General features: G+C 40.6%; 16 protein-coding genes and 2 pseudogenes. 9 read left to right on the top strand and 9 right to left on the bottom strand.

What is annotated here, in order from left to right:
• Positions 1 to 27 precede the first annotated feature (27 nt).
• Together V8V91_RS04175 and V8V91_RS04170 are read right to left on the bottom strand one after the other, a co-directional pair.
• Positions 28 to 219 carry a sugar transferase gene (locus V8V91_RS04175; RefSeq protein ID WP_373398902.1) on the bottom strand — a complete coding sequence of 64 codons (192 nt, stop codon included), beginning with the start codon at positions 217 to 219 and terminating at the stop codon, positions 28 to 30.
• Positions 220 to 239: 20 nt separating this feature from the next.
• Complete coding sequence (locus V8V91_RS04170) at positions 240 to 728, bottom strand: sugar transferase (protein WP_373398901.1); 489 nt, start codon at positions 726 to 728, stop codon at positions 240 to 242.
• A 268-nt stretch (positions 729 to 996) separates the two neighbouring features.
• On the opposite strand from V8V91_RS04170, the gene V8V91_RS04165 reads away from it, so the two are divergent.
• From V8V91_RS04165 to V8V91_RS04130, 8 genes and pseudogenes are all read left to right on the top strand, one after another.
• Positions 997 to 1,920: a glycosyltransferase family 4 protein gene (locus V8V91_RS04165; protein ID WP_373398900.1), complete on the top strand. Its 924-nt coding sequence runs from the start codon at positions 997 to 999 to the stop codon at positions 1,918 to 1,920.
• A 362-nt stretch (positions 1,921 to 2,282) separates the two neighbouring features.
• Positions 2,283 to 3,422 (top strand): aminotransferase class I/II-fold pyridoxal phosphate-dependent enzyme, encoded by a 1,140-nt coding sequence (locus tag V8V91_RS04160; protein WP_373398898.1) that lies wholly within the window; start codon positions 2,283 to 2,285, stop codon positions 3,420 to 3,422.
• Positions 3,423 to 3,453: 31 nt separating this feature from the next.
• Entirely contained in the window at positions 3,454 to 4,062 is a 609-nt protein-coding gene (locus tag V8V91_RS04155) for a sugar transferase (RefSeq protein ID WP_373398897.1), read from the top strand.
• Positions 4,063 to 4,299: 237 nt separating this feature from the next.
• Positions 4,300 to 4,908: a nucleoside-diphosphate sugar epimerase/dehydratase gene (locus V8V91_RS04150; RefSeq protein ID WP_373398896.1), complete on the top strand. Its 609-nt coding sequence runs from the start codon at positions 4,300 to 4,302 to the stop codon at positions 4,906 to 4,908.
• 263 nt (positions 4,909 to 5,171) lie between these two features.
• Positions 5,172 to 6,186 (top strand): annotated as a pseudogene (locus V8V91_RS04145) (UDP-N-acetylglucosamine 4,6-dehydratase family protein).
• A gap of 450 nt (positions 6,187 to 6,636) precedes the next feature.
• A pseudogene (locus tag V8V91_RS04140) lies at positions 6,637 to 8,222 on the top strand (NAD(P)/FAD-dependent oxidoreductase).
• Between the two features lie 58 nt (positions 8,223 to 8,280).
• Positions 8,281 to 8,892 (top strand): PolC-type DNA polymerase III, encoded by a 612-nt coding sequence (locus tag V8V91_RS04135; RefSeq protein ID WP_373398895.1) that lies wholly within the window; start codon positions 8,281 to 8,283, stop codon positions 8,890 to 8,892.
• Positions 8,886 to 9,587: a GIY-YIG nuclease family protein gene (locus V8V91_RS04130; protein ID WP_373398893.1), complete on the top strand. Its 702-nt coding sequence runs from the start codon at positions 8,886 to 8,888 to the stop codon at positions 9,585 to 9,587. The genes V8V91_RS04135 and V8V91_RS04130 overlap by 7 nt, the downstream gene beginning before the upstream one ends.
• On the opposite strand, the gene V8V91_RS04125 is transcribed toward V8V91_RS04130, so the two are convergent.
• From V8V91_RS04125 to V8V91_RS04115, 3 genes are read right to left on the bottom strand one after another with little or no spacing between them, the layout of a single operon-like run.
• Positions 9,577 to 10,194, bottom strand: coding sequence for a GNAT family N-acetyltransferase (locus V8V91_RS04125; protein ID WP_373398891.1), 618 nt, complete (start codon positions 10,192 to 10,194; stop codon positions 9,577 to 9,579). The two genes, V8V91_RS04130 and V8V91_RS04125, sit on opposite strands and share 11 nt — an antisense overlap.
• On the bottom strand, positions 10,195 to 11,016 hold the full coding sequence (locus V8V91_RS04120; protein WP_373398890.1) for a histidinol-phosphate transaminase: 822 nt from the start codon (positions 11,014 to 11,016) through the stop codon (positions 10,195 to 10,197).
• Positions 10,989 to 11,318, bottom strand: coding sequence for a hypothetical protein (locus V8V91_RS04115; RefSeq protein WP_373398888.1), 330 nt, complete (start codon positions 11,316 to 11,318; stop codon positions 10,989 to 10,991). Before V8V91_RS04115 ends, V8V91_RS04120 begins: the two co-directional genes overlap by 28 nt.
• A gap of 200 nt (positions 11,319 to 11,518) precedes the next feature.
• Here V8V91_RS04115 and V8V91_RS04110 point away from each other — a divergent pair, with 200 nt between their 5' ends.
• On the top strand, positions 11,519 to 12,310 hold the full coding sequence (locus V8V91_RS04110) for a hypothetical protein (RefSeq protein ID WP_373398887.1): 792 nt from the start codon (positions 11,519 to 11,521) through the stop codon (positions 12,308 to 12,310).
• Here V8V91_RS04110 and V8V91_RS04105 read toward each other — a convergent pair.
• From V8V91_RS04105 to mgrA, 4 genes are read right to left on the bottom strand one after another with little or no spacing between them, the layout of a single operon-like run.
• Positions 12,240 to 13,010, bottom strand: coding sequence for an MFS transporter (locus V8V91_RS04105; protein ID WP_373398885.1), 771 nt, complete (start codon positions 13,008 to 13,010; stop codon positions 12,240 to 12,242). The two genes, V8V91_RS04110 and V8V91_RS04105, sit on opposite strands and share 71 nt — an antisense overlap.
• Positions 12,983 to 13,294 (bottom strand): hypothetical protein, encoded by a 312-nt coding sequence (locus V8V91_RS04100; protein WP_373398884.1) that lies wholly within the window; start codon positions 13,292 to 13,294, stop codon positions 12,983 to 12,985. Before V8V91_RS04100 ends, V8V91_RS04105 begins: the two co-directional genes overlap by 28 nt.
• Entirely contained in the window at positions 13,270 to 13,518 is a 249-nt protein-coding gene (locus tag V8V91_RS04095; RefSeq protein ID WP_373398883.1) for a hypothetical protein, read from the bottom strand. The genes V8V91_RS04100 and V8V91_RS04095 overlap by 25 nt, the downstream gene beginning before the upstream one ends.
• Positions 13,515 to 14,537, bottom strand: a complete 1,023-nt coding sequence (mgrA, locus tag V8V91_RS04090) for an L-glyceraldehyde 3-phosphate reductase (RefSeq protein WP_373398882.1) — start codon at positions 14,535 to 14,537, stop codon at positions 13,515 to 13,517. Before mgrA ends, V8V91_RS04095 begins: the two co-directional genes overlap by 4 nt.
• Positions 14,538 to 14,557: the final 20 nt, after the last annotated feature.

Below are 14,557 nucleotides of genomic sequence, written 5' to 3'. Positions count from 1 at the left end.
TCTTTAAAAATAATGCAGAAAGGCTTCTTAGTAAGCCATATCATCTCCCTCAAATAAGGACTTAATAGTGGTGAGCATGATTTTAATATCAAATAAAGGGTGCCAATTTTTAATGTAATAGATATCCAATTTATATCTAAAGTAGATGGAGTGTGAAAGAACTGTTTCTCCTCGATACCCTTTAATTTGAGCTAAACCGGTGATACCAGGTTTTACCAAATGTCTATTTTCATAGCCCTTTATTTTTTAGAATACTCTTCATTTTGAGCTACGATCAGAGGTCGTGGCCCTACAATAGACATGTTTCCATAGATGACATTAAAGACTTGGGGTAATTCATCAATACTCGTTTTTCTCAAAATCCTTCCAATTCGCGTAACTCTTGGGTCATTTTTGGTGGCTTGCTTTAGATCATCTTCTTTTTCAATCTTCATAGATCGAAATTTGTAACAATTAAAAGTTGTATTATTGATTCCTCCCCTCGTTTGTTTAAAAAATACAGGTCCCTTTGAATCCAGCTTGATTAGAATCGCAACGATGGGAAACATCCACCATCCAAAGAAGATCATAAACCCAAAAGCTCCAGCTAAATCAACTACCCTCTTGAAAGTTAGATTGTACCAATTATAATAAGGGGAGTGAATAGAATCATTACTTTCATTTTTGGGCTTTGTTGGACTAACATATACCTCAAATTCTTCATTTTTTCTGAAAATATTATTAGTCATTATTAAAAAAGCTTTTTAGGAAACTTGAATTCTATTAAAGTTTAAAATTGGTCAATTTTGAAAATTCCTCAAAAAAAAGATTGAATATTTGTGAATACATAAATTTGCAGATGGTCATCAAAACAAAGCAAATTTTTGATTTTTTTTAAAATATTCAGAAAAATTAGTCCAAAATTGTTGCCATTTCTGACTTAAATACGTTAAAAGATGGAATTGTTTTCATTATTGGACCTTATTTTTGTTTTTTTGTTATTCTAAACCAATTAACATGTATTATATACTTGCATTTTTATCATCTTTTGCAACAGCAGTCTTATTTTTTCCGGTACTGATTCAACTTTTTACCAAATATAAGTTGTCAGATTCCCCAGGTGGTAGAAAAATTCATCAACATGTGGTTCCTTCCATGGGGGGAATCGGGTTCTTCATGGCGGCGACCATTTCCTTGGGAATCTGGATCTGGCAATTTTCATTACCGGATATACGATTTGTGTATGGTGGAATCTTATTGATGTTTTTTGTAGGGTTGAGGGATGATTTTGTGGAATTGAGGGCTTCCAAGAAATTGCTGGGTCAATTGATCTCTGTTTTATTGGTCGTGGTAGTGGCAGATATTCGTATTCGTACTTTTCATGGATTTCTTGGTATTGAGGAATTAAATCTATTTGCGAGTTATTCCTTTTCTACCTTGGTTCTATTGGCATTAACAAATGGATTCAATCTGATCGACGGATTGGATGGACTGGCAGGAACCATTGCCGTAATTTCACTCAGCTTGCTGGGATCCTGGTTTTATATTCAGGGGGTAGAAAGTTATGCCTTGATTAGTTTTACTTTTTTGGGAGGTGTCCTAGCCTTTTTGATATTTAATTGGCATCCTGCGAAAATATTTATGGGGGATACTGGTTCATTGACTTTAGGCTTTACCCTAGGAACCTTAATTATAAGCTTTATGGAAGTCAATGAAGGATTACCGGAAGGATCTTTTATGAAGTTTGAATCTACCTTTGGCTTCTCTGTAGCATTGATGATTTATCCCTTATACGATATGGCAAGAGTATTTGTAAGAAGGATATCTCAAGGTAAAGGGCCAATGAGCCCTGACAAATCCCATGTGCACCATTTCTTGATGAGAATGGGCCTAAAGCATAACCAAGTTGCTTTACTATTAGGTTTTTGCAGTTTACAATAATTTTTCTGGTTTTTGTGATGAGGGATTTTTCAGATATTTTATTGCTCCCCTTGATCTCGATTATTGTATTTATCCTTGGTTGGAGGCTTGATCAAGTCACTATTAAATATGTTAAGAAAAAGGTGAATCTTTCTCCTAGAGTATTGGAAATCAGGGAGAAAGGAGCTAAGAAAAAAGAAAAGCCACGGTGGATAGAGAAGGCCTTAAGGACAGTACTATCAATTTAAATTAATGGAGCCGAAACTCCGATATACTTAATTTTTTAGCAAATCTGCCTCTATAGTAGCTGTACATTTTTATTCAGTGTTGGGATTTTGTACTTTAAGTAGTATGTTTAGAAAAGTTTTACACTATATTAATACATGGCGTACAAAATCCCTCTTTCCTTTCCGGTATTTGAAGGTAATGAAAAGTGTTATACTGAACAGGCTATATCATCGGGTAATTTGGCTACTTTTGGGTCCTTTATTAATAGATTTCAAAACAAACTTTCCAAAAAGATCAAGACACATCAGGCTGTAGCCCTGAACTCAGGTACTTCTGCACTCCATTTAGCCATGGTTTTGTTAGGGGTAGAACCTGGGGATGAGGTGATCTGCCAGTCTTTTACTTTTTGTGCCTCCGCAAACCCAATCGTCTATTTGGGAGCCCAACCTATTTTCGTGGATAGTGAAATAGATACCTGGAATATCTCTCCGGAGATATTGGAAGATGCTATTCTGTCTCGTCTTGCATTAGGGAAAAAACCGAAAGCCATTGTATTGGTGCACTTATTTGGAATGCCTGCCAAAATCAATGAACTGATGGAGGTTGCCAATAAGTACAATATCCCAGTGATAGAAGATGCGGCAGAGGCGGTGGGTAGTAAATACGAAGGAAAATCCTGTGGTACTTTCGCAGATATTGGGATCTTTTCCTTTAATGGAAACAAAATCATTACTTCAGGTGGGGGAGGAGCGATTATCGCCAACAATACGGAGTTAATTCAAAAAGCCGCACACTTATCTACTCAAGCAAGAGAAGACCTGCCCTATTACCAGCATCTTGAGATTGGCTATAATTACAAGATGAACAACTTGACTGCAGCCGTAGGATTGGCGCAGCTTGAAAAGTTGGAAAGTTTTGTCAAGAGAAGAAGAGAAATCAATACTCGATATAGGACTCTTTTAGCGGATTTTCCTGGGATATCCTTTCATCAGGAAAGAAGTGAAAGTGAATCAAATTACTGGCTGACCACAATTTTGATAGATGAGGAGAAAACAGGCTTTTCCAATGATCGATTAAGGTCTGTTTTATTGAATAATGGAATTGAAACCAGATTCTTGTGGAAACCTCTTCATTTGCAGCCTGTATTTAAAAGAGCTCCATTTTATGGAGGAAGAGTCGCTGAGAAATTATTTAGTAATGGCCTTTGCCTACCCAGTTCATCCAGTTTGACCATGGATCAGCAACAGGAAATTGTTGGAATCATCGAGAAGGAAATTCAAAAAAGTTATTTCTAAAGTGTTTTATAATAAGTACATAAAAAGGCCAATGGATATTCTCATATCCTTTTTAATGCTTGTTGCACTTTCTCCAGTTTTTATCCTACTCTATCTTGTATTAGGAGTGTATTATAGATCCTCTCCCATATTTTCACAGGTCAGACCGGGGCTCAATGGCAAACTGTTTTATATACTCAAGTTCAAAACAATGAACGATGCCTATGATGAATCTGGTTTCTTATTACCAGATAATCAAAGAATCAATCCATTGGGAAAATGGGTCAGGGCTAGTTCATTGGATGAAATTCCCCAATTGATTAATGTGCTGAAGGGTGAAATGAGTATGATAGGGCCGAGACCTCTTCTTAGAGAGTATCTGTATTTGTACTCCGAAGAGCAAAGTAAGCGGCATGAGGTAAGACCAGGAGTGACCGGCTGGGCTCAAATTAATGGTAGAAATGCCATTTCCTGGGAGAAGAAATTCGAGTACGACGTAGAATATGTGACTAATTGCTCTTTTCAGCTGGATATGAGGATTTTATTTGAGACATTTTTTAATGTACTGGCCGGAAAAGGAATTACCCAAAAGGGTCATGTCAGTTCGGAAAAGTTTAGAGGGTCCCCTGCGAAACGTGTGGTGAACAATCCACTCCAATAAAATTTTTCGTACTTAGAACAATAAGATTAATTTCTAAGTTGAAATTTGATAATTTTGCGGAGTCGTCAAAATAATTCTTAATTATACGAATAATGCAAAATAATATTGGATTTAAATGAAAAATACTGAAGGTCCTTTGGCTGAATGGTAATTTTCTTGAGAAATAATCATATATTTGCTTACTCTGGTTAAAATATGTTTGAATTCAAATATTGATCATTTGACAAAAGTTTTACTATGAATTTTTTAACAAGGCTAAAAATTCTTCCTCGATGGATTATAGCCACCCTAGACTCTTTTATCTTATTGCAGTGTGCCCTTTTTGGATACTTAGTCCGATTCAATTTTGAATTAGCACTAATCGAGCAAAACGACGCTTTTGCAGGCTCCTTTACATTTATGGTAGGCGGTCTTCTGGTGATGCAAAACACAAGAAGTTATGAAGGAATTGTAAGGCATACGGGATTCAGAGATGGTTCGAACATATTTAAAACGGTCATCATCAACTTCGTATTATTCCTTTTCTTGAATTTTTTCCATGGCAATTTCCTAAATGATCGGTTCTTACTTCCAACTTCCGTATTGATCATCGCCAGTTTATCGGCTATGTTCATGCTGATATTCTATCGCCTCTTGGTCAAAGAGCTATTTGTTTATCTGAAAAATGGGATTACCGCCAGGGAGATGAAAAACGGGATTATTTTCGGTGCCGGAGAAGCTGGAATCATTGCGCAGGAAGCCATTAAAAGAGATAGTAAAAGCCTGTTCAATACGGTAGCTTTCTTGGATGATGATCCAAAAAGGAAGGGAAAAACATTGATGGAAAAAGGATTTTCAGAGGTTTAACTGAATTGGAGAAATTAGTAAAGGATAATCATATCACTGAATTGATTATTGCCGTTAGGGATCTTTCTGTTCAGAGAAAAAATGAAATCATCGATGAATGCCTGCGATTAAAGGTATCGGTTTCTATCGTCCCTCCCGTAGACCAATGGATCAATGGAGGATTGACTGCCGGGGCTATCCGTGAAATTAAAATTGAGGACCTTCTCAGCAGGGAACAAATTCGTTTGGATAATCCAAGAATTCAGGAAGACCTCATCGATAAGGTGGTTTTAGTGACGGGAGCTGCAGGTTCCATAGGCTCCGAGCTTTGTAGACAGATCTCCCATTATGAACCTAAACTGTTGATCTTATTAGACATCGCCGAGTCAGCACTATATGATGTGGAACAAGAGTTCAAGGAAAAATGGCCTAAATGCTCTATCAAGATCATTCTTGGTGATGTAAGGAATAAAAGAAAATGAAAGAGGTTTTCAGAACCTATAAACCTCAGGTGGTTTTCCACGCTGCCGCCTATAAGCATGTGCCGATGATGGAAAATTATCCGGAAGAGGCGATTCATGCCAATGTAATCGGTACCAAGATTTTAGCTGATCTTTCTGTGCTTTCCCAAGTAGATAAATTCGTTTTTGTATCCACAGATAAAGCGGTGAACCCTACCAATGTGATGGGGGCCAGTAAGCGGACTGCTGAAATGTATGTGCAGGCTTTGAATGAGTACCTAGAAAGAAACCACAAAAAATACCATACCAAGTTCATAACCACCCGATTCGGAAATGTTTTAGGTTCCAATGGGTCGGTAATTCCCCTGTTTAAAAAACAGATTCTCCATGGGGGACCAATTACGGTGACGCACCCTGATATCACTCGGTATTTCATGACTATTCCAGAGGCCTGTCAATTGGTGCTGGAAGCAGGTGTGATGGGTGAAGGGGAGAGATCTATGTCTTTGACATGGGACAGCCGGTGAAAATTCTGGATTTGGCTAAAAAAATGATCCAGCTTTCAGGGAAAAAAGTGGACGAGGATATCAAAATTGTATTCTCTGGCTTAAGAGAAGGAGAGAAGTTGTATGAGGAGCTGTTAAACGATTTTGAGACAGTGAAAATTACGCACCATCCGAAAATCAAGATTGCCCAGGTGGCTCCAGCAGCTTACCACAAAATTGATGGGCAAATAGAACTATTCATGAATTTGATCGGTAAAAACTCTGAAAATGATCTGGTGAGTCATTTAAAAGTGATCGTGCGCCGAATTTATCTCCAATTCATCCAGGTTTGAAGTGCTGGACCGGATGAATTGATTTTAAAGAATTGACCTTCCAAATAAGCGACTTTCGTCGCTCCAGTGCTACCAATTACAGATTGATTTAATGACATGAAAAGAAGGTCAGTCCGAGCGAAGTCGAGGACCTTTCAATTTCGAGACTCTCGTCTCTCAAGTGCTCAACGTGACCGCTATATTGGTTACAAAAAAATCAATCATTTCCTTTTGCGTTATTGAAAAATATTACAGGCTCAAGCTGACAACAAAACATCCAGCAGCCTCCTTTTATCATTATTTCCAACTTTCAACTTCCTATTTTTCAAATCATAACTCATACTTCTCAAATTTTTCTGCTTTCTCACGTTAGACTTCTGACTTTCCTACCACTGGGATTGCCCACTGCCGACACAATCTTCCAAATTCCTTCCTATCTTTGTCTTCTTATTTAAGGATAAATACCTTACCATGAAAAAAGATTTCAATCTTCAATTGAGCCCTGAGCAGGCTTATGATCCTCAGCTATTTCAAGAAACAGTTTTAAAGAAGGCAGGGATTCCAATTGACTCCACTGATGTGGTTGCCCGGCAGGTAAAGCGATCCATTGATGCAAGAGGCAGGAAAGTTAAAATCAATGTCCAAGCAGAACTTTTTATCCAAGAGAAGGCTCCTTCCTTAATTGATCATATTCCTACCTATCAAAATGTGAGTTCCAAAGATCCCATCCTCATCGTGGGAGCTGGTCCTGCTGGTTTGTTTGCTGCCTTAAGAGCCATTGAACTTGGTGTCAGGCCCATCATCCTGGAAAGAGGAAAAGATGTCAGGGCCCGGCGAAGGGATCTGGCAGCGATTACGAAACATCACCTGGTAAATCCAGATTCAAACTATTGCTTCGGGGAAGGAGGGGCCGGTACTTATTCAGATGGAAAGCTGTATACCCGATCCAAGAAACGTGGAGATGTACGACGAATCATGGAGATTTTGGTAGCCCACGGCGCCACGGAAGAGATCTTGGTGGATGCACATCCGCATATAGGCACCAATAAGTTACCGAAACTGGTTGCGGACCTTAGAACCACCATCTTGGATGCAGGAGGGGAAATCCATTTTGATTGTAGAGTGGATGACTTCATCTTGGAAGGCAATGAAATCAAAGGGGTAATTACCCAACATCAGAAAAAAATCAAAGGTCTCGGGGTGATCCTGGCTACCGGACATTCAGCCCGGGATATCTTCCATTTACTTTATAAGAAGCAGATCACGATAGAGGCAAAACCCTTTGCCTTAGGAGTTCGAATCGAACATTCCCAGAATTTGATCGACCGGATTCAATATCATTGTGAAGTGGATCGAGGCCCTTATTTACCTGCCTCTGCTTATTCACTGGTCACACAAACTTCCTATAAAGGAAAACAACGAGGAGTATTTAGTTTTTGCATGTGTCCAGGAGGGTACATTGTACCTGCTGCAACTGCTCCCGGGGAGCTAGTAGTCAACGGCATGAGTCCAAGTAGGAGAGACAGTAAGTTTGCCAATTCAGGAATCGTGGTGTCAGTAGAGTTGGAGGATTTACCTGCCTATCAGCAGTATGGTCCCTTGGCCGCCATGGAGTTCCAAGCTGAGGTGGAGAGGAAAGCTTGGGAACTAGGGGGTAAAAGCCAAGTGGCCCCAGCGCAGAGAATGATTGATTTTGTAACTAAAAAGAATAGCTCGACGCTTTTGGATACCTCCTACCAGCCGGGCCTGGCCTCGGTGGAAATGAGGGAAGTTTTACCTGATTTAATAGCGGAAAGACTGGCGATGGCTTTTAAGGCATTTGGCCAAAAAATGAAAGGGTATTATACCAATGAATCCCAGTTGATTGGAGTAGAAAGCCGGACCTCTTCTCCTGTAAGAATACCAAGAGATCGGGAGAGCTTTGAGCATGTTCAGATCAAGCGCCTGTACCCTTGCGGGGAAGGGGCGGGATATGCTGGGGGATTGTTTCTGCGGCCATGGATGGGGAACGATGTGCTGAAAAATTAATTGAAACCTATCGTAGGAAAGGAGACTGATTGTGTCAATTCCTGACATAGTTCCTTAAGAGCTCCTACCAATTCTTTATCTTGGGCTATGGAATATGCAATCGTGGATATTGAAACTACCGGAGGCACCGCCAAAAATTGCGGGATCACCGAAATAGCGATTTTGATCCATGATGGCAATAAGATCATCGCCGAATTTGAAACCCTCCTAAATCCTGAGCAAGACATTCCCATTTACATCACGGGTCTTACGGGAATAGATAATGAAATGGTTCAGAATGCTCCGACTTTTGAGGAGGTTGGGGAGAAATTATGGAACCTCCTTCATGGAAGGGTATTTGTGGCCCATTCGGTCAATTTTGATTATGGCTTTGTCAGGGAAAGCTTCGCAAGATCCGGCAGGGAGTTCAAAGCCGATAAGCTATGTACCGTACGGTTGGCAAGAAAAGTCATTCCCGGTCTAAGCTCCTATAGCTTGGGAAGAATTTGCGAGCATAGAAATATCCCGATTTTAGCAAGGCACCGTGCGATGGGAGATGCCAGGGCCACTGCCATCTTATTTGATGAAATGATCAAGGAAAAGCCTGATATCATTGCTGCTTCCCTAAAAAGAATTCAGGCGAAGCCTTCTTGCCACCGAATATTTCTCTTTCAAAATTCAGGCAACTCCCCGAAAAATGCGGGGTTTATTACATGCTGAATGAGCGTGGAAAGGTGATTTATGTGGGCAAAGCAATCAATATCAAAGAGCGATTTAAGAACCATTTTTCCGGTAACCTATTGCCAGGTCTCAAACAAAAGTTAAAATCGGAAGTGTTTGATTTGAAATGGGAATTGACCGGTTCTGAAATGATGGCATTATTGGTAGAGGCTCTGGAAATAAAGCGTTTGTGGCCTAAGTATAATTCCGCACTCAAATTGCCAAAAACCATGTGGGGCTTATTTCAATACACAGATGGTTCCGGGTTTATCCGGTTTCAAATCGCCAAAGTAACGAAGCACTTACGGCCTTTGGAATCATTCCTTTCTTCCGAAGAAGCCCATGCCTATTTGAAGGTAGGAATCAAAACTTTTGGCCTATGTCCAAGACTTTGTGGATTGAGAAAAGCTCCCTGTAAGGAGGGGGATTTTTTAAGCTGTCAGGGCACCTGTAACTCACAACTTCCTCCTCAGGAATACAGTCGGAATGCGAAGAAATTCATCCATTTGATAGAAGAAAGTAAGCGTGAGATTCTAGTGAAGTTTAAGGGGAGGTCTGATCAGGAAATTGCCGCATGTGTATTTGACAGGGGAGTTTTAAAAAGCTACGGATATTTCAACGAAATGACCGAGCTGGAATCCATTTTGGAACAACTGGAGCCTGTTCCCACTGTTCCGGAAACTTTTACATTCTGAAACAATTCCTTCCCTCACTTGCTCCGGACCAAATCCAGGTTTTAAACCCCGTCTCCTGATCTTTTTTGATTTTTTCCCATTCTTCCGGAAGCACACTATAATAAATCGTATCCCTTCTTCTGCCATGTACCATCAAGGTATGGCTACGAAGCACCCCTTCTTCCACTGCTCCCAACTTCAACAAGGCATGTCTTGCAGGCAGGTTCAGTACATCAGTTTTGATTTCTACCCTTTTTAGATTCAGTTTTTCAAAACAATATTGCAGCATGACCTTTTTCATCGCCTGGTTGATCCCCGTTCCTTGGGCGGCTTTGCCTAGCCAGGTCCAACCAATTTCTATACGTTGGTCCCTCGGGGCGTAGTTTCCAAATGCAGTGGATCCAACGAGTTGACCGGTAGATTTATCCACCACGGTAAATTGAAGCCTTTCCCCATGTAAAGCAGGGTCCGCCCAATTGGTAAATCCCTCTTCCGTACTTAAGTCAAAAGTGAACCAGGTCCACATCTTAGGGTCCGTGCATAATTCCCTGAGTATGGGAAAGTCCTGCTTTCGAAGTGGTCGAAGCAGGACTTTGTCATTTTCTAAAATCAGATGCTGATGCAACATTTAGCCTAAAACTTCTCGAATGGCTTGATTATATAAGGCAACCTCCTCGATGGTACCCGTCGAGATTCTACACCAATCCGTTAAGGGTGGAAAAGGCCTGCCAATGATAAACCCTTTATCGGCCATTTGTTTATTTAATTCCACGATATCTCTCCCTGTTTGAAAGAAGACAAAGTTGGTATGCGACTCCAAATAGGGGAGTTTCAGCTCATCCAAGGTTTGGATGATCATGGATTTTGCCTCTTTCGCTTTACTGACTGAAAAATCATAAAATTCCTGGTCTTGCAGTGCAGCTTTTCCCGCTTCGATGGCCATGATGTTTAAGTTGGCAACCACTCTTTCGGAGAGCTTTTCTGCCAATTCAGGTTTTGCAATTAAATAGCCTAACCTGATTCCTGCCAGTCCATATACTTTCGAAAATGTTTTTGAGACGATGACGTTTTTGCCCTGCTTTACCAATTCCACCATGGAGGGGTAATTGGGCGTCGTGATGTAATCGTAATAAGCCTCATCAGAAAACACGATGGCCTTATTGCTGACAGAATTACAAAAATCAAGGACTTTCTGAGCCGGAAGCAATTTTCCGGTAGGGTTATTCGGGTTACAAAGGAAAATCAGCTTGGTCTTGGAGGAGACTCTTTTTTCTATTTCATCCAAATCAAAATCATAGTCCTTATTGAGAGGAACCCAATTGATGGAAGTTCCCCATAACTTGGCATAATCCATCATCGCCAGGAAAGTGGGTTCGCAGGAAATGATTTCTCCTCCTCCTCCAAAAGTCAATCCGGTGATTTTCAGTCCTTCCGTTGAACCTGCCACCATGACGATGTGGTCTTCAGGAACCCCTCTTTTGCGGCAATCATTTTCACCAGGTCTGAGTTGTATCTCCAGGGATATCTACAGCCCAAATCAAATCCACTGCTCATGGATTTTCGGACTAATTCTGAAGGTCCGTAGGGGTTTTCATTCGATCCCAACATGATGGGACCATCCATTGGCCTAGGATTAAACTTCCTGATTTCCTCTGCAGAAAGGGAATTGGTGAGTCCAGCTCCTCCCAAAAGTGCAAAACTGCTCCCTAGAGTTGCTCTTTTTAACCATGATCTTCTTGATAATCCTGTCATTTATTTGAGGGTTTATTTGTTGATATTCTAAGTAGAAGTGCAATACTTTAAAAATATTGCATTTTCTCCATTACTTTATTAAAATTAGCTTTTTTGCTGAAAAAATCAATAAAATAAAATAATCTCTCTCATATTAATAATTCAACAAAATTATTTTTTAAATTAAAGCAAAGCACAATTTACCCTAAACCCAAAGTAATATGAAAAAGATTATAATATTCTTGTTTTTTGGCCTGCTCATGGCAAGTGGTATTCGGGCTCAGCAAACTCAGTACATGGTATTCGATTTCATCAAAGTCGAAAATGATCAGATTTTCGATTACATCGAGTATAAAGATTTAATGGAGAAAGTTTACCGTCAAGCATTAAATGATGATAAAATCAAAGGATGGGATTTTTGGGCATTACAATCAGGTGCAGACCAAAGTACCTTTCAATACATTACCATCACCTATTACAATGATCCTGTCAAGATGATGAATGGCCTGGATGAGTCCACGCTGATTGACTATACAAAAATTGCTTACCCTCATTTAAACGATGCCCAGGTGGCTAAACTGTTTCAGAATGCCCTGGCCATCAAGGATACTCCCATGAGGCTTTACATGCAGGAAATAGTCTCGACAGATGATAATTTCCAAATGAAACCAGGGGTACTGGCTTCCTTTGACCTGATGAAAGCCTATGAGGGAAAATTTCAGCAATATGAAGAGGCGGAAACGGAGGTATTTAGACCGATCCATCAAAGTAGGATTGAGCAAGGGCTGATGGGGCATTGGAGCTTTCTGAGAACTGCGTTACCCCTTGGGTCAGAAGCAAAATCAACACATTTAACCCTGAATATGTATAAGGATTACATGCAATTCTTTAATGCGCAGGCATATGAAGATTTAAATCAAACTGCTGCGCAACAAAAGGCTGTCAATGAAGGTTTAAATTCAAGAGATCAAAAGTGGGTGTACTTGGCCACTTTAGAAAATGTAGTGCGATAGTCCGGTTTGACTTTACGCTAGGAGGCTTCAGGTTGAGGCCTCTTTTTTTTGCAAAAAATCTGAAAAGGAGGATTCCAGTCAATGGCCCTACCACCAACAAAGCCAAAGCTTGGTCTATGGGTAACCAAGTCAGTAATAACTGTGCGAATTGAATACTGACGATACTTAAGGCAAACCCCATACTATTTACCAACGTTAGGGCCGTCCCTTTGAATTCAGCAGGTACAGACTGCGAAACCAGGGTGGAGAATTGAGGAGAGTCGGCAGTCACAAGTATTCCCCAAATCAATAGAAAGATTATCCAAATTGTGCTCGGAACACTGGGAGCAATTACCAAGAAAATACAGCATACCCCTGATCCCAATAATGAGAATAAAGCCACTTTTTTACTTCCTGCTTTTTGGGAAATGACTCCCCCCACCGCACAGGAAATTCCTCCGATAGCGATGACTGAGAAGGATAATAAAGAAATCTTAGAGGAGGAGAAGCTCCCTTCTGATAGAAATGCGATCACCATCGGCACAAAAGCCCAGAAAGTATACAGCTCCCACATATGACCAAAATAGCCGGAAGCAGCACTTTTAAGGGCATTTATTTTACTGAGTTTAGGTAATAGACTGATGTCGAATTTGGGGTTGGATTTTCGGAAAGGTCCATCTGGTACAAAAAAGCCTACAAGAGCTCCTCCCAGTATTGCCAATGCAGAGGTAATCCAAAAGATGATTTTCCAGGAAAGTTGAAGTCCGAGTCCATGAATAAGATGGGGAAAGCGGTTCCAAGCACCAACGCACCCACCAGGAACCCTAATGCAGCTCCCAGTCCTTTTTCAAAATAATCGGCAGCTATTTTCATCCCTACGGGATAAATCCCTGCCAGGAAGAAACCCACCAGAAATCTGCAAAACAAGATGAAGGGGAGCTGAAAGGGGAGAAGAACTACCAGAATATTGAAACAGGCCGCTAATATGGCACTGAAGAAAAACACATCTCCAGGAGGAAATCGATCCGGAATTGCAAAAAAGCATAAAAAAATGTGCCTATGATAAATCCAAACTGGACAGCAGAGGTGATGGAGGCTATTAATTCTGGTTCGCCTAACAAGGCACCTATTTCAGATGCCACCGCATTACCGGCAAACCATAAAGAAGTGCCAAGAAATTGAGCAATGACGATCAAAATCAAGGCACTTCTGCTGGAAATCAATTTCATGAAGCCCCGATGATTGATTTTATTTGTTCGATTTCCGCGGGACCAAAAACAGTATTGTTGATGGCCGCCACATTGTCATCGAGTTGCTCAGGTTTGGAAACTCCCACCAAAACCGAAGTAATTCTTGGGTCTTTCAGTAACCAGGCAATCGCCATTTGTGCCAAGGACTGGTCTCTGGTCTTCGCAATTCCATTGAGTTTACTGATCATGGAAAGCTTTTCTTCAGAGATCTGTTCAGCCTTTAAATACCTGCCATCTTTTGCTGCCCTGGAGTCCTCAGGAATACCTTTTAAGTATTTGCTGGTCAGCATTCCTTGTTCTAAGGGAGAGAAAGCGATGCTTCCTATTCCTCTTTCTCCAATTGCATCCAATAAACCACCTTCTACCCAGCGGTCCAGCATGCTATATCTTGGCTGATGGATCAGAAGAGGGGTCCCCATTTTCTTCAGGATATCATACGCTTTGATCGTATCTTCTGCACTGTATTGAGAAATCCCAACATACAAGGCTTTTCCTTGTCTAACGATTTGATCCAAGGCCCCCATTGTTTCCTCCAAGGGTGTTTCTGGATCGGGTCTATGGTGATAGAAAATATCCACATAATCCAATCCCATTCTTTGGAGGCTTTGGTCTAAACTTGCGATCAAATACTTTTTTGATCCGAAATTCCCGTAAGGACCCGGCCACATATCCCATCCGGCTTTGCTGGAAATCAATAATTCGTCCCGATAAGATTTAAAGTCTTTTTGGAAAATTCTTCCAAAATTCTCTTCTGCCGAGCCATAAGGAGGACCATAATTGTTGGCCAAATCAAAGTGGGTGATTCCAAGATCAAAGGCTCTTCTCAATATTTTTCTACCCAAGGTAAAGTCCGCATTATGGCCGAAGTTATGCCAGAGTCCAAGACTTATTTCAGGTAATTTTAATCCACTGTTTCCACATTTTCTGAATTTCATGTGATCATACCTTTCAGAATCAGCATGATAGGTAGGCAATGGATTGTGATCGTTGATTTTCATCCGTGTTTTTTTGGGTTTTA

This window comes from Algoriphagus halophilus, assembly GCF_041729275.1.
Classification (GTDB): Bacteria; Bacteroidota; Bacteroidia; order Cytophagales; family Cyclobacteriaceae; genus Algoriphagus; species Algoriphagus halophilus_A.
Note: the sequence above shows the minus strand (reverse complement) of the source record. Positions and strands in the feature narration are given on the sequence as shown.